General features: G+C 69.7%; 23 protein-coding genes. 6 read left to right on the top strand and 17 right to left on the bottom strand.

Annotated elements, in window-relative coordinates:
* Entirely contained in the window at nt 1-1,212 is a 1,212-nt protein-coding gene (locus QRX50_RS15900; RefSeq protein ID WP_285972706.1) for an acetyl-CoA C-acetyltransferase, read from the bottom strand.
* A 159-nt stretch (nt 1,213-1,371) separates the two neighbouring features.
* Here QRX50_RS15900 and QRX50_RS15895 point away from each other — a divergent pair, with 159 nt between their 5' ends.
* Nucleotides 1,372-2,544, top strand: a complete 1,173-nt coding sequence (locus QRX50_RS15895) for a TetR/AcrR family transcriptional regulator (RefSeq protein ID WP_285972705.1) — start codon at nt 1,372-1,374, stop codon at nt 2,542-2,544.
* A 57-nt stretch (nt 2,545-2,601) separates the two neighbouring features.
* Here QRX50_RS15895 and QRX50_RS15890 read toward each other — a convergent pair whose 3' ends face one another.
* Nucleotides 2,602-3,123, bottom strand: coding sequence for an EF-hand domain-containing protein (locus QRX50_RS15890; RefSeq protein ID WP_285972704.1), 522 nt, complete (start codon nt 3,121-3,123; stop codon nt 2,602-2,604).
* 254 nt (nt 3,124-3,377) lie between these two features.
* Here QRX50_RS15890 and QRX50_RS15885 point away from each other — a divergent pair, with 254 nt between their 5' ends.
* Nucleotides 3,378-4,673, top strand: coding sequence for an acyl-CoA dehydrogenase family protein (locus QRX50_RS15885; RefSeq protein ID WP_285974476.1), 1,296 nt, complete (start codon nt 3,378-3,380; stop codon nt 4,671-4,673).
* A 12-nt stretch (nt 4,674-4,685) separates the two neighbouring features.
* On the top strand, nt 4,686-5,888 hold the full coding sequence (locus QRX50_RS15880) for an acyl-CoA dehydrogenase family protein (protein ID WP_285972703.1): 1,203 nt from the start codon (nt 4,686-4,688) through the stop codon (nt 5,886-5,888).
* 142 nt (nt 5,889-6,030) lie between these two features.
* On the opposite strand, the gene QRX50_RS15875 is transcribed toward QRX50_RS15880, so the two are convergent.
* The 4 genes from QRX50_RS15875 to map all read right to left on the bottom strand — a co-directional run bounded on the left by QRX50_RS15875 (nt 6,031) and on the right by map (nt 9,463).
* Nucleotides 6,031-7,083: an alpha/beta fold hydrolase gene (locus tag QRX50_RS15875; protein ID WP_285972702.1), complete on the bottom strand. Its 1,053-nt coding sequence runs from the start codon at nt 7,081-7,083 to the stop codon at nt 6,031-6,033.
* Nucleotides 7,084-7,209: 126 nt separating this feature from the next.
* On the bottom strand, nt 7,210-8,073 hold the full coding sequence (locus QRX50_RS15870) for an SDR family oxidoreductase (RefSeq protein WP_285972701.1): 864 nt from the start codon (nt 8,071-8,073) through the stop codon (nt 7,210-7,212).
* 96 nt (nt 8,074-8,169) lie between these two features.
* Nucleotides 8,170-8,679, bottom strand: a complete 510-nt coding sequence (locus QRX50_RS15865; RefSeq protein ID WP_285972700.1) for a GNAT family N-acetyltransferase — start codon at nt 8,677-8,679, stop codon at nt 8,170-8,172.
* Between the two features lie 16 nt (nt 8,680-8,695).
* Nucleotides 8,696-9,463, bottom strand: coding sequence for a type I methionyl aminopeptidase (gene map, locus QRX50_RS15860; protein WP_285972699.1), 768 nt, complete (start codon nt 9,461-9,463; stop codon nt 8,696-8,698).
* A 165-nt stretch (nt 9,464-9,628) separates the two neighbouring features.
* Between map and QRX50_RS15855 the strand changes: the two genes are divergently transcribed.
* Nucleotides 9,629-9,775, top strand: a complete 147-nt coding sequence (locus tag QRX50_RS15855) for a hypothetical protein (protein ID WP_285972698.1) — start codon at nt 9,629-9,631, stop codon at nt 9,773-9,775.
* Between the two features lie 3 nt (nt 9,776-9,778).
* Here QRX50_RS15855 and QRX50_RS15850 read toward each other — a convergent pair whose 3' ends face one another.
* Nucleotides 9,779-10,600, bottom strand: coding sequence for an alpha/beta hydrolase (locus tag QRX50_RS15850; RefSeq protein WP_353074122.1), 822 nt, complete (start codon nt 10,598-10,600; stop codon nt 9,779-9,781).
* Between the two features lie 172 nt (nt 10,601-10,772).
* On the opposite strand from QRX50_RS15850, the gene QRX50_RS15845 reads away from it, so the two are divergent.
* Complete coding sequence (locus QRX50_RS15845; RefSeq protein ID WP_285972697.1) at nt 10,773-11,501, top strand: class I SAM-dependent methyltransferase; 729 nt, start codon at nt 10,773-10,775, stop codon at nt 11,499-11,501.
* A 4-nt stretch (nt 11,502-11,505) separates the two neighbouring features.
* Here the strand turns inward: QRX50_RS15845 and QRX50_RS15840 are convergent, their stop codons facing one another.
* The 7 genes from QRX50_RS15840 to QRX50_RS15810 all read right to left on the bottom strand — a co-directional run bounded on the left by QRX50_RS15840 (nt 11,506) and on the right by QRX50_RS15810 (nt 18,862).
* The gene (locus QRX50_RS15840) at nt 11,506-12,666 is read right to left on the bottom strand and encodes an acyl-CoA dehydrogenase family protein (protein ID WP_285972696.1); all 1,161 of its coding nucleotides are present in this window, start codon (nt 12,664-12,666) and stop codon (nt 11,506-11,508) included.
* Nucleotides 12,663-14,642 (bottom strand): acetyl-CoA carboxylase biotin carboxylase subunit, encoded by a 1,980-nt coding sequence (locus QRX50_RS15835; RefSeq protein WP_285972695.1) that lies wholly within the window; start codon nt 14,640-14,642, stop codon nt 12,663-12,665. Before QRX50_RS15835 ends, QRX50_RS15840 begins: the two co-directional genes overlap by 4 nt.
* A 6-nt stretch (nt 14,643-14,648) precedes the next feature.
* The gene (locus tag QRX50_RS15830) at nt 14,649-16,262 is read right to left on the bottom strand and encodes a carboxyl transferase domain-containing protein (protein WP_285972694.1); all 1,614 of its coding nucleotides are present in this window, start codon (nt 16,260-16,262) and stop codon (nt 14,649-14,651) included.
* Between the two features lie 130 nt (nt 16,263-16,392).
* Nucleotides 16,393-17,280: an oxidoreductase gene (locus QRX50_RS15825; RefSeq protein WP_285972693.1), complete on the bottom strand. Its 888-nt coding sequence runs from the start codon at nt 17,278-17,280 to the stop codon at nt 16,393-16,395.
* Nucleotides 17,281-17,319: 39 nt separating this feature from the next.
* Entirely contained in the window at nt 17,320-17,673 is a 354-nt protein-coding gene (locus QRX50_RS15820) for a VOC family protein (RefSeq protein WP_285972692.1), read from the bottom strand.
* A 46-nt stretch (nt 17,674-17,719) separates the two neighbouring features.
* Nucleotides 17,720-18,217: a hypothetical protein gene (locus QRX50_RS15815; protein WP_285972691.1), complete on the bottom strand. Its 498-nt coding sequence runs from the start codon at nt 18,215-18,217 to the stop codon at nt 17,720-17,722.
* A gap of 54 nt (nt 18,218-18,271) precedes the next feature.
* Nucleotides 18,272-18,862, bottom strand: a complete 591-nt coding sequence (locus QRX50_RS15810; protein WP_285972690.1) for an SACE_7040 family transcriptional regulator — start codon at nt 18,860-18,862, stop codon at nt 18,272-18,274.
* Nucleotides 18,863-19,059: 197 nt separating this feature from the next.
* Here QRX50_RS15810 and QRX50_RS15805 point away from each other — a divergent pair, with 197 nt between their 5' ends.
* A complete protein-coding gene (locus QRX50_RS15805) occupies nt 19,060-19,827 on the top strand; it encodes an SGNH/GDSL hydrolase family protein (RefSeq protein ID WP_285974475.1) in 768 nt (255 codons plus the stop codon).
* 353 nt (nt 19,828-20,180) lie between these two features.
* Here QRX50_RS15805 and QRX50_RS15800 read toward each other — a convergent pair whose 3' ends face one another.
* Genes QRX50_RS15800 through QRX50_RS15790 form a run of 3 tightly spaced genes read right to left on the bottom strand, consistent with a single transcriptional unit; the run spans nt 20,181 to nt 23,129 of the window.
* Nucleotides 20,181-20,654 carry a hypothetical protein gene (locus QRX50_RS15800; protein ID WP_285972689.1) on the bottom strand — a complete coding sequence of 158 codons (474 nt, stop codon included), beginning with the start codon at nt 20,652-20,654 and terminating at the stop codon, nt 20,181-20,183.
* 37 nt (nt 20,655-20,691) lie between these two features.
* A complete protein-coding gene (metX, locus tag QRX50_RS15795) occupies nt 20,692-21,825 on the bottom strand; it encodes a homoserine O-acetyltransferase MetX (RefSeq protein WP_285972688.1) in 1,134 nt (377 codons plus the stop codon).
* Complete coding sequence (locus QRX50_RS15790; RefSeq protein ID WP_285972687.1) at nt 21,822-23,129, bottom strand: bifunctional o-acetylhomoserine/o-acetylserine sulfhydrylase; 1,308 nt, start codon at nt 23,127-23,129, stop codon at nt 21,822-21,824. The genes metX and QRX50_RS15790 overlap by 4 nt, the downstream gene beginning before the upstream one ends.
* Between the last annotated feature and the right edge of the window lie 241 nt (nt 23,130-23,370).

Raw genomic sequence — 23,370 nt, 5'->3', positions numbered from 1 at the left:
TCACACCCGCTCGATGATGGTCGCGACGCCCATGCCGCCGCCGATGCACAGGGTCACCAGGGCGCGGCGCGCCTGGCGGCGTTCCAGCTCGTCGACCACGGTCCCGACCAGCATCGCGCCGGTGGCGCCGAGCGGGTGGCCCATGGCGATCGCGCCGCCGTTGACGTTGACCTTCTCCTCGGGCAGGTGCAGGTCCTTCATCCACTTGAGCACGACGGAGGCGAACGCCTCGTTGAGCTCCCACAGGTCGATGTCGTCCGGGGTCAGGCCCGCGGTCTTGAGCACCTTCTGCGTGGCCGGCGTGGGGCCGGTGAGCATGATCGTCGGCTCCGAGCCGATGGCGGCGGTCGCGACGATACGCGCCTTCGGCGTGAGGCCGAAGGTCTTGCCGACCTCCTCGCTGCCGACGAGCACGATGGCCGCGCCGTCGACGATGCCGGAGGAGTTGCCACCCGTGTGGACGTGGTCGATCTTCTCGACCTGGTGGTACTTCTGCAGCGCGACGGCGTCGAAGCCGCCCATGTCACCGATCGTGGTGAACGCCGGCTTGAGCTTCGCCAAGCCCTCGACGGTGCTGCCGGGGCGGCGGTGCTCGTCGTGGTCGAGGATCGTGACGCCGTTGATGTCCTTCACGGGCACCACGGACTTCGCGAAGTAGCCGCCGGACCAGGCCGCCTCGGCCTTCTCCTGCGAACGCACCGCGAACCGGTCGACGTCCTCGCGGCTGAAGCCCTCCATCGTCGCGATCAGGTCGGCGCCGATGCCCTGCGGCACGATGTACTCGTCGTAGGCCGTGGTCGGGTCCATGAACAGCGCGCCGCCGTCGGAACCCATCGGCACGCGCGACATGGACTCCACACCGCCCGCGATGATCAGCTGGTCCCAGCCAGAGCGCACCTTCTGGGCCGCGATGTTCGTGGCCTCCAGGCCCGACGCGCAGAAACGGTTGAGCTGCACGCCCGCGACCGTCTCCGGCAAACCCGACACGAGGGCGGCGGTGCGCGCGATGTCGGCGCCCTGCTCACCCACCGGGGAGACCACGCCGAGCACGACGTCGTCGATCGCCTTCGGGTCGAGGTTCGGGTGGCGGACCTTGAGCTCTTCGATCAGCCCGACCACCAGGTCGAGCGGCTTGGTGCCGTGGAGGGCACCGCCCTTGTTCTTACCTCGAGGCGTGCGCATCGCCTCGTAGATGTAGGCCTCGCTACTCACTGAACACTCCTCCGCGCAGCGGCGTGGTTGGACACTTCGGTGTATCTCACGGCCGAGCATACCGAGCCATGGGTGCTAATGCCCATTAACATAAGCCTGGCGAACCCGATGGTGTCAATGGGTTGCCCGTGTTCCGATTGACGCTATCGTCGGTTCACCATGAGTACTCCAGCCCGCGGGTCGCGCCCCCGCGACCGCAAGGCCCAGCTCGCCGCGGTCGCGGCGGGGCTGTTTCGCGCGCGCGGCTTCCACGGCGTCGGCATCAACGACATCGCCGCCGCGGCGGGCGTCACCGGTCCCGCGCTGTACCGGCACTTCGCGGACAAGCAGGCGATCCTGGCGTACGTCGTGCTGGCCGGGATCGACGACATGGAGGCGGTGACCGCTTCGGCGCTGTCGGGTGCGCCTGACCAGCTGGAAGTGCTGCTGACGGGGCTCGCCACGCAGGCCGTCGAGCGGCGCGAGATCGCTGCTTTGTGGCGTTGGGAAGGCCCCCATCTGCCCCGCGACGAGCGGCGCGAGATCCGCCACCGGTCGGGCGCGGTGCTCGACGCTTGGACGAAGGCGCTGCTCGGCGTCCGCCCCTCACTGGCCACCGACGACGCCGAGTTCCTCTGCTGGGGCGCCCTGTCGGTGTTCGGCAGCGTGGCCGTGCACCACACGACGGTGGCCCGTCGCCGGTTCGTTCCGCTGCTCGTCGAGCTCGCCTTGGCTGTGTTGAACAGCACACTCCCGGCTGGTGGCTCTGCCGAGCCGGTCCGCGACGGCCTCGGCACACCTTCCCGCCGCGAACAGGTACTGGCCGCGGCCACTTCACTGTTCGGCGAACGCGGGTTCCACGCGGTGAGCATGGAGGACATCGGCGCCGCGGCCGGCATTGCCGGGCCGAGCGTGTACCGGCACTTTCCCAGCAAAGCGGCCCTGATGGTCGCCATCGGTCACCGCGCCGCGGACCGGCTCGCGCTCGCCGCCGAGCAGGCCCTGCGGGCGCCGGACGAACTCTCGGCACTACGCCGGCTGGCGGCTTCGTACGTCCACACGTTGCTGCACACGCCCGAACTGCTGGTCTCCTTCACCGCCGACCGCGTCACCATGCCGGACCGCGACAAGGCCGATCTGCTGCGCGTGCAGCGGGACTATGTGGACCAGTGGGTGGCCCTGCTGGCGACGATCTCCCCCACTCTGCCGGCGCGCGAGGCGAAGATCCGGGTGCACGCGGCGTTGACGATCGCCAATGACCTGACGCGTACCCGTCGGGTCAGTGGGCGGGCGAATCTTGAGGCGGAGTTGACGGCCCTGTTGCATGCGGTGCTGGAGCGCCCGATCCCGTGAGCCGGAAAAACGAGCACCGCGACGGTGGACGCCGCGGTGCTCGCAGAGATTTCCCGCTCAGGGGACCAGGTAGTTCCCGGCGACATCAGGTTTCGTCGGGTGGTAGTACTCCACGATGCCGTCGCGCCAGACGCGAACGGTGATTCGGTCTTCACCGTTGGGTTGGAAAAAATCAAACAATGCGTCGACGTTTGCCGGGCTGAATCCGATGGCCAGCATCAAAGCGGTGAAAAGCGGACGTTCGATCAGGCCGTCGCGATCGGGGTCGCCGAGTTCGGAGAGGGCGTCGGCAAAGGACGTCACGGTCTCGTCGAACTTCTCGGGCGAGAGGACGCACGCGGTGAACTCGTCGTAGCTCACCTTGCCGTCACGGTTGGCGTCCAGCTCGCGTTCGACGGTGGTCCACCACTTGTCGAAGGAGGCTCTCAGCGCCGCCTTCGCTTCGGGGCTCGAGCCGTCCGCCACCTGCTCGACGCGGCTCGACATCGCCGCGAAATCGCTCTCCTCCAAGTATCCGTTGTGATCGACATCGAACAATCCGAAAACAACCCTTGTCCGATCTTCGGCAGTGACGGTCATGATTCCCCACATCATTCCGGCGAAAATTCCACATCGAATTGTGCCGAGCACCGGGTGATCATGAAACCGTTTCCACACTAAAGAGTGCAATTGCCGTCACCCACCGAATTCACCGGGGAAGCCCAGTAGTTCGGCCGTTCGAACCGGCACCGGTGACGCACTGCCACGCAGGACTGGCCTACCCGTGCTAACCTACTCGCCAGTAGGTAACCCGAGGGAGAGGCCACATGGCTGCGGCGAGGAAACGAGACGCGATGGGCTTCGGCCTGGCTGCGCTCACCCGGCTGGCCGGGAGCAGCGTGATCGACAAGGCCGGGCTGCGCGCGCCGGTGCGGAACCTGGTCAAAGCGGGCACCCGCAACGGTTTCCGCGCGGCGGGGGCGGCCACGCGGTCGTTCAAGTCGGTGCGACGTCTGGGCAAACCCGCGCGGCTCGCGCCGACGACCGACACCGGGCTGTTCGACCTCACGCCGAGCGAAGACCAGCAGCTCATCGCCGAAACGGTGACCGAGTTCGCCGCCGAGCAGTTGAGGCCCGCCGCCGCGGACGCCGACGCCAAGCTCGCGGCACCCGAAGGCCTGCTCATGCGCGCGGCCGAGCTGGGTATCAGCCTCGTCGGCATCCCTGAGGAGCTGGGTGGGGCGGGGACCGAGCGTTCGGTCGTCACCAACGCGCTCGTCGCCGAGGCCCTCGCACACGGCGACATGGGGCTGGCGGTCGCGGTGCTCGCGCCGTCCGCGGTGAGCACGGCGCTCGTGGCCTGGGGCGACGAGCAGCAGCAGGCCGACTACGTGCCCGCGTTCGCCGGTGACCAGGTGCCCGCGGCGGCGCTGGCGCTGCTGGAGCGCACGCCGCTGTTCGACCCCTTCAAGCCCGCCACGAAGGCCAAGCGCACACCGAAGGGCTACCAGCTTGACGGTGTGAAGTCGCTGGTCCCGCGCGCGGCGGAGGCGGAGCTGTTCCTCGTGTCGGCCGATCTCGAAGGGCGCGGCCCGGCGCTGTTCCTCGTGGAATCGTCGTCGGCGGGCGTCACCGTGGAAGCCGAGCCCGCGATGGGCCTGCGCGGCGCGGCGACCGGCAGGCTGCACCTGGAGAAGGTCGCGCTGCCGGCGGGCGCGTTGCTCGGCGGTGGGAAAGCCGACGTGTTCACCGAGGTCGTGCGCCTCTCGCGGCTGGGCTGGGCGGCGCTCGCGGCCGGGACGGCGAAGGCCGTGCTCGACTACGTGGTGCCGTACGTGAACGAGCGCACCGCGTTCGGCGAGCCGATCAGCCACCGGCAGGCGGTGGCGTTTTCCGTCGCCGACATCGCCATCGAGCTGGAGGGCCTGCGCCTGGTCACGCTGCGCGCGGCCGCCCGGGCCGAGCAGGGCAAGGACTACGCGCGGGAGGCCGCGCTGGCCCGCAAGCTGGCTGTGGACAAGGGCATGCGCATCGGCAACGCGGGCGTGCAGCTGCTGGGCGGGCACGGCTTCGTGAAGGAGCACCCCGTGGAGCGCTGGTACCGGGACTTGCGAGCGATCGGCGTGATGGAAGGCGCCGTCCTCCTCTAGAAAGGCTTTTCGATGATCAACCTCGAAGTTCCGAAGAAAGCCGGCACGCTGATCAACCAGGCGTACCAGGCCGCGGCCGAAGTGTTCCGGCCGATCTCGCGCAAGTACGACCGCGCCGAACACACCTACCCCGCCGAGCTCGACATGTTCGCGGCCCTGCTCGACGGCCTCAACTCCTCCGGCGAAGGCGGCGCCGGCGCGGCGGGCGTGCGCCGTTCTGCTCCCGATTCCGCGCGTGGCAACCGCAACGGCGCCAACCTCAACGTCGTCCTGGGCACGATCGAGATGTGCTGGGGTGACGTCGGCCTGCTGCTGTCCATGCCGCGCCAGGGCCTGGGCAACGCGGCCATCAGCTCGGTGGCGACCGACGAGCAGCTTTCGCGGTTTTCCGGTTTGTGGGCCGCCATGGCCATTACCGAACCCGACTGCGGCTCCGACTCCGCCGCCATCACCACCACCGCCGTCCTCGACGGCGACGACTACGTGCTCAACGGCGAGAAGATCTTCGTGACGTCGGGCCAGCGCGCCGATGCCGTCGTGGTCTGGGCCACTTTGGACCGTTCGAAGGGCCGCGCGGCGATCAAGTCCTTTGTGGTCGAAAAGGGCACACCGGGCTTCGAAGTCGTTCGCGTGGAACACAAACTGGGCATCCGCGCGTCCGACACGGCCGTGCTGCGCTTCGAAAACTGCCGCGTCCCCCGCGAGAACCTCCTGGGCACGCCGGACATCGACACCGCCAAGGGCTTCGCGGGCGTCATGCAGACCTTCGACAACACCCGGCCCTTGGTCGCGGCCATGGCGGTGGGCGTCGCCCGTGCTGCGCTGGAGGAGACCCGCCGAATTCTGTCCTCCGCGGGCGTCACGATCGACTACGACCGCCCCCCGCAACACCCGGCCGCCGCCACCTGGCTCGAACTGGAGGCCGACTTCGAATCCGCGTACCTCCTGACGCTGGAATCAGCGTGGATGGCGGACAACCGCAAGCCCAACTCCCTGCAGGCCTCCATGGCGAAAGCCAAGGCCGGCCGGACGGTCGTGGATGTGACGCTGAAGTGCGTCGAGCTGGCGGGTGTTTATGGGTACACGGAGGAATCACTGCTGGAGAAGTGGGCGCGGGATGCGAAGATTCTGGACATTTTCGAGGGGACGCAGCAGATTCAGCAGCTGATCGTGGCGCGAAGGGTGTTGGGGAAGACTAGTGCGCAGTTGAAGTAGACCCAGCCCTGCTTCCGACCGGAGGCGTCACAATGGCTACCAACCATGAACGACGCGAGCCCCGAAGCGCTCGACCTCGGCAACGCGCTGCAGGGCCTGCAGCAGCACTCGGAGTCGCCGGGTGGCCAGCTTTGCGTCGCCGTCAGATGCGATCGTCGAGGAACTCGTCGAGATAAGTCCACGTCGTGCCCCGCGCTTTACGCCCGGTCAGCACACCGAGGTGGCCGCCGGGTGAGGTGCGGAAGCGCACCTCCGGCGCGTTCTCCAGCAACCGCACCACACGTTCCACCGAAGCCTGCGGGGCGATCGTGTCGTTCTCACCCGCGACGACGAGCACCGGGGCCTTCACGTCCGCCAGGCTGATCTTGCGCCCGTTGAGGTCGACGGTGCCCTCGGCGAGGTCGTTGGTGCGGAACAGGCGGTGGTAGAGCTGCCCGAACGTGCGGCCCGGGTAGGCGTACATGTTGTCCATGAAGTGGTCCACGGCCTCGATCTGCGCGAGGTAATCGCGGTCGTCGAGGTGCGAGAGGATCGCGATGGGCTTCGTGATCTCCTTGCTGATGCCCGTCGCGCGGAACACGCGGCTGACCAAATAGGACGGTGCCCCGCCGAACGCGCGGTAGACCGGCGTGAGCAGGTGGCCGCCGGTGAGGTCGACGAGCGGGCGGAACGGCGCGACGATCGGGATCGCCGTGAAGTCCACCGGCGACGCGATGGCGGTGACGGACTCGATCGGCAGGTCGGGCTGGTCGGCGTTCACCAGCAGCGAGAAGATCCCGCCCAGCGACCACGACACCAGGTGCACGCCCTCGCCGCCCGAGTCCTCGCTCACCTTGCGGATCGCGCGCGGCAGCACCTCGTCGATCCAGTGCTCGATGCCGAGGCGCCGGTCGGAGAACGCGACGTTGCCGTAGTCGACGAGGTAGACGTTGCGCCCCGCCTCCACGAGGTGCTCGATCAGGCTGCAGCCGCGGCGCAGGTCGAAGCACAGCGCGGGCGCGGCCAGCGGCGGCACGAGCAGGATCGGCGGCCCCGACACGGGCGCGCCGCTGTGGGTCATCCGGTACAACGAGCGGTTCGGGCCCTGGTCGATGAGCACCCGGGGCATCGGGCGCAGGTCGGCGACGCCACCGTGCAGCACCTTCCCCACGACGTTCGACGCCGCTGCGGCCAGCCGTGCCGTGGGTGAAACCATGTGTGCCTCCTGAGCTCGACCTCTCGGAGGCAATCTTGCCCGGGGCCGCGGGCGGCATCAACACCGCCACACTTGCAAGAACCCGGCAAGCACGTCCATTTCGGACAGTGTCCGGTGACCGGGAACCTAGTTCCCCGAGTCGGCCGCCGGAGCGCTCTGAGCAGCCCGGGACTCGTATTCCGCCCGCGCCGGGGAATGCGCGGCCGACGCCAGCAGCTGATCACCACCGAGCGCGCGCACGAACCATTCGCCGAACGCACGCGGGAACAGCCGTGTGATCCGGCCCGTGAAATCCAGGGATTTCGGCACGAAAACATCGAACTTCGGGTATTTCAGGGCATCCGCGATCGCCGCGGCGACGTCTTCGGGCCCCACGGACTTGATGAACTTCGCCTCGCCGAGCCCGGACGCCAGCTCGGTGCGCACCACCGCCGGCATCACGCACGACACCGACACGCCCGTGCCGCGCAGCTCCAGGTGCACCGCCTCCGACAGCCCGACCACGGCGTGCTTGGTCGCGCAGTACGTGGCCGCGCCGGGGAACCCGGACTTCCCGGCCATCGAAGCGACGTTCACGATGTGCCCGGTTCCCCGCGGCTTCATCCGCTTCACGGCCTCGCGCGTGCCGTGGATGACGGCGTGCAGGTTGATCTCCAGCATCCGGCGCGTGGCCGCGTCGTCCTCCTCGTCGAGCGGCGCCAGCGGCATGATGCCGGCGTTGTTGATCAGCACGTCGATGGGCCCGACCTGGCGCTCGACCTCGTCGAGGAACTCGGTGAACGCTTTCGTGTCAGTCACGTCCAGCGGCAACGCGACGGCTTCGGGCCCCAGCTCACCGGCCGTCTTCTCCGCGCGGACGTGGTCGAGGTCGCCGAGCACCACCCGCGCGCCGAGCCGCTTGAGCGCGGTGGCCGTGGCGGCCCCGATGCCCTGCGCGCCACCGGTGATGACGATGACCTTCCCGGACAGCGAGCGCGGCTGCTTGGCCATGGCGGGCTCCTCCTGCGTCGACGGAGACGGAACACTATTGGCGTCGTGTCAATATCGTGCCCCCGCGGGGCGCCGAGCGCCAGTCGACTGCCCCGATCAGGGGCGTTGCTCGAAGACCTGACCGATCCAGCCGCCGACGTCGAAGCGGACCGTCGGCGTGAAGCCCTGGCCCTCGTAGTAGCGCTGCAGCTCGCCGTCGCCGCCCGCCCAGCAGTCGACGCGCACCAGGCCGATGCCGCGTTTCCGGGCTTCCTCCAGCGAATACTCCAGCAGCCGCGCGCCCACCCGATGCCCTGTGAACCGGCGCGACGTGATGAGCAGCCCGATGTAGAGCTCCCGCTCCCCGGCCGGCGGCACGTGCTTCGGGCATTGCTCCTGGACGATCAGCGCGCCGGCCGGCTGCCCGCCGACCTCCGCGAGCCGCAGGCCCGGCTCCTTCGTCATGTCGGCCACGCGCGAGGCCCGGTGCGGAATGCCGCTCCACGGCTGATCACCCCACTGGCCGGCGCTGCCGCGCGCCACCAGCCACTCGACGGCCTCGTCGAAGAAGCGCAGCAACGTGTCGGCGTCGCCAGGCTCGCCCGGGCGGATCGTGAAAGTCCCCACCTTCGACGTTGTACCCCTACGGCAGCGTCAGGACCACCGGCCCGGCCTCGGTGATCGCGACGGTGTGCTCCGAGTGCGACGCGCGGGTGCCGTCGGTGGTGTGGACGATCCAGCCGTCGTCGGCGTGCCGGTAGTCGTCGCAGCCGCCGCGAGTGAACATCGGTTCGAGGGCGAGGACCAGGCCGGGCCGCAGGCGCAGGCCGCGGCCTGGGCGGCCATCGTTGGGCACGGGTGGGTCCTCGTGCATGGCGCGGCCGATGCCGTGGCCGCCGTGGTCTTCGGTGACGCCGTAACCCGAGGCGCGGCCGATCGCGGCGATGGCAGCCGAGATGTCTCCCATCTTCGCGCCTGGCCGCGCGGCCGCGATGCCCGCCGCGAGCGCCTGTTCCGTCGCCGCGATCAAAGCGAGGTCGGCCGGGTCCGCCGCGCCGACGACGAAGCTCACCGCGGCGTCGCCGTGCCAGCCGTCGATCGACGCGCCGCAGTCGATGCTCAGCAGGTCGCCGTCGCGCAGGCGGTACCGGCCGGGGATGCCGTGGACGACGGCGTCGTTCACGCTCGCGCAGATCACGCCCGGGTACGGCACCGGCGCCCAGTCCGGGTGGTAGCCGAGGAACGACGGCTTCGCCCCGGCGTCGGCCATCACCTGCGCGGCGACGGCGTCCAGCTCCGCCAGCGAAACGCCGATGCCCGCGGCCTCCCGCACAGCTGCCAACGCCTGGGCCACCACGCGGCCCGCTTCCCGCATCACCGCGAGCTCGGTCGCGGTCTTCAGCTCTACCATGCGGATAACTATACCGGTATTATCATCCCGATCGGTGCTCCGGGCCGGCGAGGTGAGCGGCTGTCGGCGTAATGCGACGCGAGCGCTTGCGTACGGCCGCCGATCTCGCGGCCCACACTGTCCACTCCGGACTGATCGGAGAAACCGCCGTGCGCGACGTAGTCGGTGATCATCGCGGTGGCGGCGAGCCTGGCCCAGGTTGAACGCGTCCTGCAGCCCGGTGTTCATACCCTGACCGACCCGGGCTGCTGGACGGTCAGCAGCACTTCGCGCAGCGCAGCGCAGCGCGCGCTGGCCGCGGTCATCGGGTGACGCTCAGCGCGGCGATCCGCGTCGCGAAGTCCGCCCACAGCTCACGCGGCAGGCTGTGCCCCATGCCGGGCACGACCACGAGCTCCGCCCCGGGGATGGCCGCCGCCGTGGCGCGCCCGCCACTGAGGTCGCACATGCGGTCGGCGTCGCCGTGGGTGACCAGGGTGGGCACGCCAGCCGCCGCAGCCGGTCCGTGCGGTCGCCCGACGCCAGCACGGCGATGGCTTGCCGCGGCATGCCCAGCGCGGAGTAACCCCGGTCGAACGTCCGCCCCGCCCGCTCCGCGACGGCGGCCTCGTCGAACTCGAACCCAGGCGACCCCGTGATCCGCGACGCGCGCAGCTGCCACGCCACGAACGCCTCCCGTTCACTCGGTGGCTGTCCCATCTCGGCCAAAGTCGACGGGTCGGGCGCGCCCACACCCGGGGCGCCGCTCGTGGACATGATCGACGTCAGCGTCCGCACTCGACCGGGGTGCTCGATGGCGGCCATCTGCGCGATCATCCCGCCGAGCGACGCGCCGACGAGGTGTGCGCTTTCCAGCCCGAGCAGATCGAGCAGACCGACCGTGTCATCCGCGAGGTCCGAGAGCGTGTAGGACGCCGTCGTGAAATCCCCCGCGAGAACGGCCGGGAAGTCCGGCGCTGGCGCGGCGTCGAAATGCGTGGACCGGCCGGAGTCGCGGTTGTCGAACCGGATCACGTGCAGGCCGCGGTCCACCAGTTCCTGGCAGAACCCCTCGGCCCAGTTGATCATCTGCGCGCCGCCACCCATGATCAGCAGCACCGCGGGCATCTCGGGGTCGCCGAAACGCTCGTACGCCACGGCAATTCCGGACGGGCCGACGTTCAGCGCGAGTTCTCAGGCATGGCCTCGAGAGTAGCCCCGCGCCGGCCCCGGAAAATCGACCCGCAGACCGATGTTTCCGGCTTGCCACCCGGGTTATGGTGAAAGGGGATCAACCGGCAGTCCGGCGTTTTCTGCCATGATCGGCCGCATGACTCCGGACAACCACACACTGCCGGCCAACGACTACAACAGCTTCGCCGAGGCGTATGCGGCCCAGAACGAGGGCGGCATCCAGAACGCCTACTACGAGCAGCCCGCGATGCTGGAGCTCGCCGGAGACGTCGCCGGAAGACGGATCCTCGACGCCGGCTGCGGCGCCGGTCCGCTGTCCGCGGTGCTGCGCGATCGCGGCGCGATCATGTCCGGGTTCGACCTCAGCGCCGGCATGCTGGAGCTGGCCCGCCGCCGGCTCGGCCCCGAAGCCGACCTGCGCGTCGCCGATCTGGCCGAGCCGCTGCCCTACGCCGACAACGCGTTCGACGACGTCATCGCGTCCCTGGTGCTGCACTACCTGGAGGACTGGGGCCCGTCGCTCACCGAGCTGAAGCGCATCCTCAAACCCGGCGGCCGCCTGCTGATCTCGGTCGACCACCCCTTCGCGATCCACGCCCTGCAGCGCTTGGAGGGGATCAAGACCAACTACTTCCAGACCTACAAGTGGACCGAGGACTGGACGTTCGGCAGCCAGACCATCCCGATGTCGTTCTGGATCCGCCCGCTGCACGCGATAACCGCCGCCTTCACCGCGGCGGGCTTCGAGATCTCCGTGATCAGCGAACCCATGCCCGCGCCGGAAGCCCGCGAGCTGTGGCCCGAGGATTACCGCATGCTCACGGTCAGCCCGAGCTTCCTGTTCTTCGTGCTGACCGCGAGCTGACGCACTAGCCCGCGGCGACGCCGAGGTGGCGAGCGATGAGCATCCGCTGCACCTCGCTCGTCCCCTCGCCGATCTCCAGGATCTTCGCGTCGCGGTAGAAGCGGCTGACCGGGTACTCGTTCATGAAGCCGTAGCCGCCGTAGATCTGGGTGGCGTCGCGGGCGTTGTCCATGGCGGCGTTGGAGGCGACGAGCTTCGCGATGGACGCTTCCTTCTTGAAGGGTTCGCCGCGCAGCATCTTCGACGCCGCCTGGTAGTAGGCGAGGCGCGCGGTGTGGGTGCGCACCTCCATGTCGGCGATCTTGAACTGGATCGCCTGGTACTCGCCGATCCGGTGCCCGAACGCGACCCGGTCCTTCGCGTACTTGAGGCACTCGTCGACGCAGCCCTGGGCCAGACCCACGCTCAGGGCGGCGATCGCGACGCGGCCTTCGTCCAGAATGGACAGGAACTGCGCGTAGCCGCGGCCACGGGTACCGACCAGGTTCCCCGCCGGCACGCGGACGTCGGCAAAGGACAGCTCGTGCGTGTCCGAGCAGTTCCAGCCGACCTTGGAGTACTTGGGCGCCACGGCGAAGCCCGGCGTGCCCGAGGGCACGAGGATCGCGGAGATCTCCTTGCGGCCGTTCTCCATCACGTCGGTGACGGCCGTGACGGTGACCAGCCGCGTGATGTCGGTGCCGGAGTTGGTGATGAACGCCTTGCTGCCGTTGATCACCCACTGGTCGCCGTCGAGCTTGGCCCGGGTGCGCGTGGCGCCGGCGTCGGAGCCGCCGCCCGGTTCCGTGAGGCCGAAGCCGCCGAGCGCCTCACCGGAGCACAGGGCGGGCAGCCAGGTTTCCTTCTGCTCCTGTGTGCCGAAGCGGTAGATCGGCATCGCTCCGAGGGAAACGCCGGCCTCCAGCGTGATCGCGACCGACGAGTCGACCCGCGCCAGCTCCTCCAAAGCCAGGCACAGCGCGAAGTAGTCGCCGCCCATGCCGCCGAACTCCTCGGCGAACGGCAGGCCGAACAGGCCCATCTCCCCCATCTTGGCGACGAGGTCGTAGGGGAACTCTTCCTTCTCGTACATCGGCCCGATCACGGGCGCGACCTCGTTGTGCGCGAAGTCCTCGACCGTCTTGCGCAGCGCCTCGTACTCTTCGTCCAGCCGGAAGTCGATCATCTTTGCTCCTCGTTCGGGCTCACCACGGCCAGGGTTTCGTCCAGCGCCACCTGCTGGCCCGCGCGCGTCGAAAGCTCGCTCACCACGCCGTCGATCGGCGCGGTCACGGTGTGTTCCATCTTCATCGCTTCCACGACCAGCAACGGTGTGCCGGCCGCGACCACGTCGCCCTGGGCGACCTTGACCACGAGCACCGTGCCCGGCATCGGGCTCTTCACCGGCCCGGCACCCGCGGCCTCACCGCGGGCGGCCAAGCGCACTTCCTGGTCCGCGAACGCGAAACCGAAGCCGTCGCGTGCGAGCCACACCGTCTGTTGTGGACCGTCGGCGCGGCGGTAGCGCTCGATTCCGCTGTCCCGCCGGACTTCCAGCACGTCACCGACACGGGTCGCGGTGGCCTCGACCGGTTCGTGGTCGTCGACCTGGACGGTGGACGCGGTCACGCGCACCACGGCCTGGACCTCGCCGGCACGCAGGCGGAACGTGACCCCGCCCCCTCCGCCGACGCGCCACCCGCTGGGCACATCCCACGGATCCACCACGGAACCCTTCGGCTGCAACGAAAGCAGCCGGTCGAGCGCCGCCGCCACGAAGAACCCTTCGGGCACGTCCGAAGACACCAGCGACGACAACCGCCGGTCCACCAGCTCCGTGTCCAGCCGGCCGGCGCGCACGTCCTCGTCGGCGAGCAGGCCGCGCAGGAACGCGATGTTCGTGCCCAGCCCCAGCAACGCCGTGTCCGCCAGCGCGCGGTCGAGCTTGCGCAACGCCGCCGTGCGGTCGGGACCGTAGGCGATCACCTTGGCCAGCATCGGGTCGTAGTTCGACCCGATCACCGCACCCTCGGTCATCCACGAGTCCACGCGCACGCCGTCGCCCGACGGCTCGTGCACGGCCAGCACCGTGCCCCCGGTCGGGATGAAGCCGCGCGCGGGATCCTCGGCGTACACGCGAGCTTCGACGGCGTGGCCTTCGAGGCGTACGTCCTCCTGCTTCAGCGTCAGCGGATCACCGGCGGCGACGCGCACCTGCCACGCCACGAGGTCGAGCCCGGTCACCATCTCCGTGACGGGGTGCTCCACCTGCAGCCGGGTGTTCATCTCCATGAAGAAGAACTCGTCCGGGTCGTGCGCGGACATGATGAACTCGACGGTGCCTGCGCCGACGTAACCCACGGACCGCGCGGCCTCGGCCGCGGCGGCGCCCATCTTCTGGCGCGTGGCCTCGTCGAGCAGCACCGACGGGGCCTCTTCGATGATCTTCTGGTGCCGCCGCTGCAGGCTGCACTCGCGTTCACCGAGGTGCAGGACGTTGCCGTGCTGGTCGGCCAGCACCTGGATCTCGATGTGGCGGGGCGTGGTGACGAACCGCTCCACCAGCAGCGTGTCGTCACCGAAGGAGCCGCGCGCCTCGCGGCGCGCGGACTCGATCGCGGCGGCGAGCTCCGACTCCTCGTGCACGAGCCGCATGCCCTTGCCGCCACCGCCCGCGGACGGCTTCAGCAGCACCGGGTAGCCCACCCCGGCCACCGCCTCGGCGAACCCGCCCTCCGGAATGTCCACATCGGACACGCCGGGGACCACGGGCACACCGGCCGCGGACACCGTGGCCTTGGCGCGGATCTTGTCGCCCATCTGCTCGATCGCGGCGACGGGCGGGCCGATGAACACCAGCCCCGCCTCTTCACACGCTCGCGCGAACGCCGCGTTCTCGGCGAGGAAGCCGTAGCCCGGGTGCACGGCCTGCGCGCCTGTCACCTGGGCAGCCTCGACGATGGCCGATATCGACAAATAGCTTTTCGCCGCCTCGGCCGGGCCGATCCGGACCGCGGTGTCGGCCTCGCGCACGTGCTTGGCGTCGGCGTCCGCGTCGCTGTACACCGCGACCGAGCGGATGCCCAGCTCCCGCAGCGAGCGGATCACGCGGACCGCGATCTCGCCGCGGTTGGCGACCAGAACAGTGTCGAACGAAGACATGCTCACTCACATCCGGAAGACGCCGTAGTTGACCTCGGGCAGGGGCGCGTTGGCCGCGGCCGACAGCGCGAGCCCGAGCACCGTGCGGGTATCCGCCGGGTCGATCACGCCGTCGTCCCACAGCCGCGCGGTGGAGCAGTACGGGCTGCCCTGGTGCTCGTACTGGTCGCGGATCGGTGCCTTGAACGCGTCCTCGTCCTCGGCCGACCACTCGCCACCGCGGGCCTCGATCGCGTCGCGGCGGACCGTCGAAAGCACCGACGCCGCCTGCTCGCCGCCCATCACGGAGATCCGCGCGTTGGGCCACATCCACAGGAACCGCGGCGAGTACGCCCGGCCGCACATCGAGTAGTTCCCGGCGCCGAACGAGCCGCCGATGATCACGGTGAACTTCGGCACCCGCGCGCACGCGACGGCCGTGACCATCTTCGCGCCGTGCTTCGCGATGCCGCCGGCCTCGTAGGCCTTGCCGACCATGAAGCCGGTGATGTTCTGCAGGAACACCAAGGGGATCGAGCGGCGGTCGCACAGCTCGATGAAGTGCGCGCCCTTCATGGCCGATTCGGCGAACAGCACGCCGTTGTTGGCGATGATGCCCACCGGATGCCCGTGGATGTGCGCGAAGCCGGTGACGAGCGTGGCACCGTACTCCTTCTTGAACTCGGAGAACCGGCTGCCGTCGACCACGCGCGCGATCACCTCGCGCACGTCGTACGGGGTGCGCGAATCCGTCGGCACCACGCCGTAGAGCTCGCGCGGGTCCACTGCCGGCTCCTCGACGGGCCGCACGTCCCACGGCCGCGGCGTGCGCGGGCCGAGGGTGGAGACGATGTCGCGGACGATGCGCAGCGCGTGGGCGTCGTCGTCGGCGAGGTGGTCGGTGACACCGGACTGGCGCGAGTGGACATCGCCGCCGCCCAGCTCTTCGGCGGTGACGACCTCACCCGTCGCGGCCTTCACCAGCGGCGGGCCGCCGAGGAAGATCGTGCCCTGGTTGCGGACGATGACCGCTTCGTCGCTCATGGCCGGCACGTACGCGCCACCCGCCGTGCAAGAACCGAGCACGGCGGCGATCTGCGGGATTCCGCGAGCGGACATCGTGGCCTGGTTGTAGAAGATGCGCCCGAAGTGTTCGCGGTCGGGGAACACGTCGTCCTGGTGCGGCAGGAACGCACCGCCGGAATCGACGAGGTAGATGCATGGAAGGTTGTTGTGCAGCGCCACTTCCTGGGCGCGCAGGTGCTTCTTGACCGTGAGCGGGTAGTACGTGCCGCCCTTGACGGTGGCGTCGTTGGCCACGATCACGCACTCGCGCCCGGAGACGCGCCCGACACCGGTGATGATGCCCGCGCTCGGCGCCTCGTCGTCGTAGAGGCCGTTGGCCGCGAGCGGCGAGAGCTCCAGGAACGGCGAACCCGGGTCCAGCAATGTGTCGACGCGGTCGCGCGGCAGCAGCTTGCCGCGTTCCACGTGGCGGGCACGGGACTTCTCGGGCCCGCCGAGGCGGGCGGCGTCCAGGCGCTTGCGCAGGTCCTCGACGAGCTCGCCGTGCGAGGTGACGCTGCGGGTGAACGCGTCGCTGCGCGGATCCGCGGAACTGCTCAGTACCGGCGTGTCCATGACTCCCCGTCGAGACGTTGGTGATCCAAGACGTTGGTGATCGACTACGTTAGCGGTCGTTAACTCCTCTTCGGATGTTAGCGACCGCTAACCGGAGTGTCCAGCCAGGGTCCGGGGGCTCACACCTGCGTCAGCCGGGCCCCTCGCCAGTGGCGGCGAGCAGCGGAACCACGACTTCGCTGACGGGTGTGGGGATGCCGTGGTGGCGCCCGCGGCGCAGCACGACCCCGTTGCGGACGTCCCATTCCAGCGGCCGGCCGGCTTCGCGGTCGGCCAGGATCGACGTGCCCATGTCCGCCGGGTAGGCCCGGAACGTGTCGATGATTTCCCCAGGCACCTCGTCGCCGAGGTCGGCACCCTCAGCCCGGGCCACGGCGAGGCACTCCCGCAGGTACACGAGCCCGAGCTCGGCGAGGTCGGCCCGCGCGAACATGCCGGCGCGCCGGCCGGTGAGGGCCATCAGCCCCGCGAGCGCGTTCTGCATGAGCTTGCGCCAGGCCAGCGAGCGGAAATCGGCTACCGCCTCGACCGTGCACAAGCTCCCGGCCAGCGCTTCGGACACCGCGCGGCCCGGCTCGGTGTCCGGCACGGTCAAGCGGGCCGGGGCACGCAGCCACACCGACCCGTCGGCCCGGGTCTGCGCCGGGAACCACACGACGCTGGGCAGCACCCGGCCGAGGCGGGCGTGTTCCGCGACGGCGGTTTCCTGCTCGACCCCGTTCTGGAGCACGCAGACGATCGTGTCCGCCCGGCACAGCGCGGCCAGCCAGGGCGCAGCTGCCTCGAGCTGCGTCGCCTTGACGGCCAGGAAAACGAGATTGACCGGAGTGACGTCCGGGGTGACCTTGACCTGGACCGGGCCGGGCACCACGAGGTGATCCCCCGGAGCGTGCAACTCGAGCTGATCACGAGCGGTGCGGCCGTACAACCGGGGGGTGCGGCCGACCTGGTGCAATGCGGCCGCGATGGTCGTCCCGATCGCTCCGGGGCCGATCACAGCGACGTTCGGGCTCGTCATTGTTCGAGTATCGCCTGCTTCACCACGGCCGGCCGGTCGTCACGCGGGCTGCCACAGCTCGATACGGTTGCCCTCCGGGTCGGTGACCCAGCCGAAGCGCCCGACGCCGGCCATCTCCTGCGTCTCCTCGGCCACCTCGGCGCCCTTGTCACGCAGCTGGGTGAGCATGGCGTCGAGGTCGCGGACGCGGAAGTTGAGCATGGACTGCTGCGACTTCGAGCCGAAGTAGTCCGTGCCGGCCTCGAACTGCGCGAAGACGGTGGGGCCGGGTTCCTGCTGCCACACCCCGTTTTCGTCGGCGTCGAGGCCGAGGCAGTCGCGGTACCAGGCGCCCAGGGCCGCCGGGTCCGACGCGCGGATGAAGTAGCCGCCGATGCCGAGCACGCGTTCCATGGCCGTGATCCCGCCAGCGCGGCGGGCGGTTGTCCGAGAGACAGGGTCAGTCGGTGACGGCGTCGGAGATCCACTCGGCGACGGGGAGATCGCGGTCGAGGCATTCGACCGACAGCCTGATGGTCCAGCGCAGCGCTTGGAGCACGAGGCTGTCGACCTCGTTGGGCGCGGCGCTGGCCAACGCGATCTCCACCTGCTCGCGCGCGGCTGCGGTGTTGCCGTGCACCTCGGCGAGCAGCGTACGCACGGCGGTGCGCACGGGCGGGTCGGCCTGATCGATGGAGACCTCTTCGCCGTCCTCGTCGAAGACCTGGACCTTCACCGGGGCGGTGCCGCCGTCACCGAGCGTGGACACCATGGCGCTGCACTCGCCGAACAGCAGCAGCATGAGCTCCTTGGTCTCCTCCGAGCGCGCCTGTGGCTCGTCGGACGACGGGGTGACCTCTTCGAGCGCCTCGGCATCCTCGCCGAGGCTGATGGCGACGAGCGCGCGCTGCGCCTTCTCCACGAGCCGCTGCTCGTCCTCGCTCCGGTCCGGGGTCACGTGCCTATCAAACACCAGCACCGGCTTCCGTGGGGATACCCCGAATCCGGGTGATCAGCCCGCCGCGGAAAGTGCGCCCAGAGCGAGCCGGCAAAGCAGTTCGGACAGCTCTGCGTCACCGAGATGGCGGTTGTACGGCGTCGAGTTGATCAAGCCGAACACGGCGTGCGCCGCCGAGCGGGCCTCGCGCTCTTCGAGGCCGGGGATCGCGTCGCGGATCGCGCGCACCCACACCTCGACGTACTGCCGCTGGAGCGCGCGCACCTGCTTGCGGTCACTGTCGGTGAGATTCGCGAGGTTGCGCTCCTGCACGGTGATCAGCGCCGGGTGGTCGAGCGCGAAGCCGACATGGAAGCGCACCAGCGCTTCGAGCAGCTCGAGCGGCGTGCCGCCCGTCTCGGCGCGGTCGGTGCCGCCTTCGAGCAGGTAGTGGCTGATCGAGTTCAGCATCTCGCCGAGGATGGCGTCCTTGCTGCGGAAATGGCGGTAGAGCGCCGGGCCCGAGATGCCGACGGCCGCGCCGATGTCGTCGATCCCGACACCGTGGAAGCCGTGGTGGGCGAACAGCTCGGCGGCGGCGGCCATGATCTGTTCACGCCTGTTCGCCTTCTCGCCGTTCACGAGTGGGGTGGGGTTCGCCGGCATTTGGCCATAGTAGGACCGGCGGTTAGCGAGCGCTAACTTCCGGCCCTACTTCCTGCCTGGGCCAAGTGGAGTCACCTGCGGATTCTGGGGTGTCGTGTGGGGATTCCACCTGGTATTCGTATTCCTCGTCGAGCCGTCACGACCAGGAGTGACCCATGGCTGAAGCCACCCGTCCCACCTCACGATCGTTCCTCCGGATGTGCGCGGCCCTGGGGGTCGCTGTTCTCGCCTCTCTGGGCATCGTGGGTACCGCGCACGCTGCTCAGAGCTACGTCGCACTCGGCGACTCCTACTCCTCCGGGGTGGGCGCCGGGAGCTACGGCAACTCGGGCAACTGCAAGCGCAGTGCCAACGCCTACGGCCAGCTGTGGGCCAACGCCCACCCCGGGACCACGTTCACCTTCCTCGCCTGTTCGGGTGCGAAAACGGGTGATGTGCTGAACCAGATCAACTCGATGCCGTCGGGCACCGGCCTGGTCACCCTCACGGTGGGCGGCAACGACGCGGGCTTCACCGACGTGATCACCACCTGCACCCTCAACAGCGACCAGACCTGCACCGACCGGGTCAACACCGCCAAGACCTACGTGCAGAACACCCTCCCGGGCCTGCTCGACAACGTCTACCGCGCCGTGAAGTCCAAGGCGCCCAACGCGAAGCTCGTGGTGCTGTCGTACCCGCGCTTCTACACCGTGCCGGGCTCCTGCAGCGTCGGCCTGAGCGACACGAAGCGCGCCGCGATCAACTCCGGCGCGGACACGCTGGCCTCCGTGCTGGCTTCGCGCGCTGCGGCCGCGGGGGCCCAGTTCGTGGACGTGCGCTCGGCTTTCGTGGGGCACAACATCTGCTCGTCGGCCAGCGACTACCTGCACAGCCTCACCTGGCCGGTGGACGAGTCGTACCACCCGACGGCGGCTGGGCAGCGTGGCGGGTACTACAACCCGTTGACGTCGGCGATCGGCTGATCTTTCTGTGGTTTTGGTGATAGGGAAGGGGCGTCCCTCGTCGGGGCGCCCTTTCTTGTTGCTTGCGGTTTCACCGGGTCCGACGTGGCAGGGTGGTTTTGGCGCTGTTGAGGGGTTGTGCCGGAGTCGAGGGTTGCGCCCGAGTGGTTGCGGTCCGCTAACCGGGTGCTGTGGACAGCTTGGGCTGAACACAGGCTTCTGTGGACAACTTCCACTGAGCACAGGGTTTTGTCCCTGGCCGCCGATAGAATGGATCATGGGCAGCCCCCGGGAGGGTGGGTTATGCCGTCGCGCGGGGGTTATGCCGTCGCGCGGGGTCGCGCAGGAGCAAAGGGGCGCGCCCGAGCCAGAGGTCACGCCGGAGCGGGGAGCGGATGGGTGTGCAAGTCCGCGTCACGGGTAAGCGCCGATCGGGCACGACCATGCCGTGCGGTCGTCGGACCAGAGGGCCGTGTCGTCGTAGGCGAGGGCGCGGGCCGGGCGGGCGGTGCCGGGCACGTGGGCAGGCCGGCGCGGAGGTGCTCGACCACGAAGTCCTGCAGGCGATCCGCCGCGGCGGCGAGGAGGGCGGCGGGCGCGTCCGGAAGGCCGAAGCCGAACGACGTGCCGTCCGGCGAAGTGACGGTGACCAGGACCGTGGAGCCGTCGAGGTGGGCGGTCCAGGTGAGGGCGCCCAGCCAAGCGTGGTGCGAAGCCGAGTCGGTGGCGTGGGCGAAGTCGCGCAGGATCGGGTGCAGGTCGAGGGAGATCGGCCGGCCGGTGGGTCCGGGTCGGGCGCCGACCGGGCCGCAGGTGGTCTCCAAGCGTGAGGTGAAGGCGTCGTCCACCGCCCCAGCGTGCCTCGGATCGCCGCCCGACGCCCGGTCAACCCAGCAAGGACTTCACCAACGCCGCGATCTGCCCCGTCTCGATCAAAAACGAATCATGCCCATACGGCGACGAAACCACCGCCGTCTCCCCGCCGACGCCCTCCGCGATCTCCACCGACTGGTACAGCGGATAGAGCCGGTCGCTGTCCACGCCGGCGACCACGGTGCGCGCCCGGACCCGCGACAGCGCCGACCCCACCCCGCCGCGGTCACGGCCGACGTCGTGGGTGTTCATGGACTCCGTGAGGACCACGTAGGAACCGGCGTCGAAGCGGCGGACCAGCTTGTCGGCGTGGTGGTCCAAATAGGACTCGATGGCGAAGCGGCCGCGGCGCAGCGGATCCTCCGACCCCTGCGGCTGACGGCCGAAGCGTTGCGCCAGTTCGGGTTCGCTGCGGTAGGTCACGTGGGCGATCCGGCGGGCGACGCCGAGGCCGGCGTGCGGGCCCTCGCCCGGCGAAGACGAGTAGTAGTCGCCGCCATGCCAGCCCGGGTCGGCGCGGATGGCGTGCAGCTGCGGCGCGGCCCAGGCGATCTGCTCGGCCGACGCGCGGGCCGTCGAAGCCAGAACCAGGACGGACGCCACCCGATCGGGCAACGAGACCGCCCATTCGAGGGCGCGCATCCCACCCATCGAGCCGCCGACGACGCCGGCCCAGCGCTCGATGCCGAGCGCGTCGGCCAGCGCGGCTTCGGTCGCCACCTGGTCCCGCACGGTGACGGCCGGGAAGCGGCTGCCGTAAAACCGACCGTCGGGATCGGGGCTCGACGGGCCCGTCGAGCCCTGGCAGCCGCCGAGCACGTTGGGCGCCACCACGAACAGCGAGTTTGTGTCCAGCGCCTTGCCCGGCCCGACGAGGCCGTCCCACCAGCCCGCGCTGGGGTGGCCGGGCTCCGCGGGGCCGGCGATATGGCTGTCGCCGGTCAGGGCGTGCTCGACGAGGACCGCGTTGGAACCGTCGGAGTTGAGCGTGCCCCACGTCTCGTACGCGAGGGTGTAGGACGGCAGCGAACCACCGGCCTCCAGCGACAGCGCGCCGGGACCGGTGAACCACTGCCGCCTGCCGGGTGGGTCCTCTGCCCGCCACGCACCGGTGACGGGCAGGGGAAACGCACCGGAATCCGTCACAGTTCCGCCTTGGCGGCGCGGAAGCCCGCCTCGAGGTCGGCCTTGAGGTCCTCGATGCCCTCGAGCCCCACGGCGAGCCGCACCAGGCCCGGCGTGACGCCGCTCGTGAGCTGCTCCTCCGGGCTGAGCTGGCTGTGCGTGGTCGACGCCGGGTGCACGATCAGGCTGCGCACGTCGCCGATGTTCACCAGCTGGCTGTGCAGCGTGGTGCCGTCCACGAACTTGCGCCCGGCCTCGACGCCGCCACGCAGGTCGAACGACAGCACCGCACCCGCGCCGCGCGGCAGGTACTTCTGCGCGGCCGCGTGGAACTTGCTCGACGGGAGGCCGGCGTAGTACACGGTCTCGACCTCGTCGCGCTGCTCCAGCCACTCCGCAAGCGCTTGCGCATTGGCGACGTGGCGCTCGAGCCGCAGCGACAGCGTCTCGATGCCCTGCAGGATCAGGAAGCTGTTGAGCGGCGAGATGGCCGCACCGGTGTCGCGAAGGATCTGCACGCGCGCCTTCGCCGCGAACGCGCCGGGGCCGAGCGCCTCCCAGTACTTGAGACCGTGGTAGCTGGGGTCCGGCTCGGAGAAGCCAGGGAAGCGCGACGGGTCCTTGCCGAAGTCGAACGTGCCGCCGTCCACGATCACGCCCGCGACCGTGGTGCCGTGGCCGCCGAGGTACTTGGTGGCCGAGTGCACGACGATGTCGGCGCCGTGCTCGATCGGGCGCAGCAGGAACGGCGTGGGCACGGTGTTGTCGACGATCAGCGGTACGCCGGCCTCGTGGGCGACGTCGGCGACGGTGCGGATGTCGAGCACGTTGCTGCCCGGGTTGGCCAGCGTCTCGGCGAAGAACGCCTTCGTGTCGGGCCGCACGGCCGCGCGCCACTGCTCGGGGTCGTCCTGGTCGTCGACGAACGTGACCTCGATGCCGAGCTTCGGCAGCGTGTAGTGGAACAGGTTGTAGGTGCCGCCGTACAACGACGGGCTGGACACGAAGTGGTCACCCGCGCCGGCCAGCGTGAGGATCGCCGCGGTGGTGGCCGCCGAGCCGGAGGCGAACGCGAGCGCCGCGACGCCGCCTTCGAGCGCGGCCAGGCGCTGCTCCAGCACGTCCTGGGTCGGGTTCATGATGCGCGTGTAGATGTTGCCGGGCTCGGCCAGGCTGAACAGGTCTGCACCGTGCTGCGTGTCGCGGAAGACGTACGACGTGGTCTGGTAGATCGGCGTCGCGCGGGCGCCCGTCGCGGGGTCGGGTGCCGCGCCGGCGTGGATCTGCTTGGTCTCGAAGGACCAGGCCGAGGTGTCTTCCGGCATCTGTTTCTCCTTGCGGCTCAATGGGTTCGGCTCCTCGGACGAAGCTAGCTCCCCTGAACGGCCCACCCAAGGGTTCCCACGGGCTGGGAAGACACCGTCAACCTACCGTGCAAGTCGATCACCCGCGCGGGTGCCCGGGTGCGGCCGTTCGGGTGACCGTCCATAACGGACTCAGCCCACGCGGCTGCTCCTCTCCGACGGGTCGCCGGCGATCGACCAGGTCAGCTGAAGGCTACCCGCG

This window comes from Amycolatopsis sp. 2-15, assembly GCF_030285625.1.
GTDB classification, from domain to species: Bacteria; Actinomycetota; Actinomycetes; order Mycobacteriales; family Pseudonocardiaceae; genus Amycolatopsis; species Amycolatopsis carbonis.
This window is presented reverse-complemented; position numbering and strand designations above follow the sequence as displayed.

Excerpts from the sequence above, each read along its gene's own strand:
- QRX50_RS15790 (WP_285972687.1), bottom strand. The coding sequence starts at position 23,129 with ATGCCGGAAGACACCTCGGCCTGGTCCTTCGAGACCAAGCAGATCCAC.
- QRX50_RS15890 (WP_285972704.1), bottom strand. The coding sequence starts at position 3,123 with ATGACCGTCACTGCCGAAGATCGGACAAGGGTTGTTTTCGGATTGTTC.
- QRX50_RS15810 (WP_285972690.1), bottom strand. The coding sequence starts at position 18,862 with ATGCCGGCGAACCCCACCCCACTCGTGAACGGCGAGAAGGCGAACAGG.
- QRX50_RS15835 (WP_285972695.1), bottom strand. The coding sequence starts at position 14,642 with ATGTCTTCGTTCGACACTGTTCTGGTCGCCAACCGCGGCGAGATCGCG.
- QRX50_RS15840 (WP_285972696.1), bottom strand. The coding sequence starts at position 12,666 with ATGATCGACTTCCGGCTGGACGAAGAGTACGAGGCGCTGCGCAAGACG.
- QRX50_RS15870 (WP_285972701.1), bottom strand. The coding sequence starts at position 8,073 with ATGGCCAAGCAGCCGCGCTCGCTGTCCGGGAAGGTCATCGTCATCACC.
- QRX50_RS15895 (WP_285972705.1), top strand. The coding sequence starts at position 1,372 with ATGAGTACTCCAGCCCGCGGGTCGCGCCCCCGCGACCGCAAGGCCCAG.
- QRX50_RS15805 (WP_285974475.1), top strand. The coding sequence starts at position 19,060 with ATGTGCGCGGCCCTGGGGGTCGCTGTTCTCGCCTCTCTGGGCATCGTG.
- QRX50_RS15875 (WP_285972702.1), bottom strand. The coding sequence starts at position 7,083 with ATGGTTTCACCCACGGCACGGCTGGCCGCAGCGGCGTCGAACGTCGTG.
- QRX50_RS15845 (WP_285972697.1), top strand. The coding sequence starts at position 10,773 with ATGACTCCGGACAACCACACACTGCCGGCCAACGACTACAACAGCTTC.
- map (WP_285972699.1), bottom strand. The coding sequence starts at position 9,463 with ATGGTAGAGCTGAAGACCGCGACCGAGCTCGCGGTGATGCGGGAAGCG.
- QRX50_RS15885 (WP_285974476.1), top strand. The coding sequence starts at position 3,378 with ATGGGCTTCGGCCTGGCTGCGCTCACCCGGCTGGCCGGGAGCAGCGTG.
- QRX50_RS15830 (WP_285972694.1), bottom strand. The coding sequence starts at position 16,262 with ATGGACACGCCGGTACTGAGCAGTTCCGCGGATCCGCGCAGCGACGCG.
- QRX50_RS15880 (WP_285972703.1), top strand. The coding sequence starts at position 4,686 with ATGATCAACCTCGAAGTTCCGAAGAAAGCCGGCACGCTGATCAACCAG.
- QRX50_RS15820 (WP_285972692.1), bottom strand. The coding sequence starts at position 17,673 with ATGGAACGCGTGCTCGGCATCGGCGGCTACTTCATCCGCGCGTCGGAC.
- QRX50_RS15825 (WP_285972693.1), bottom strand. The coding sequence starts at position 17,280 with ATGACGAGCCCGAACGTCGCTGTGATCGGCCCCGGAGCGATCGGGACG.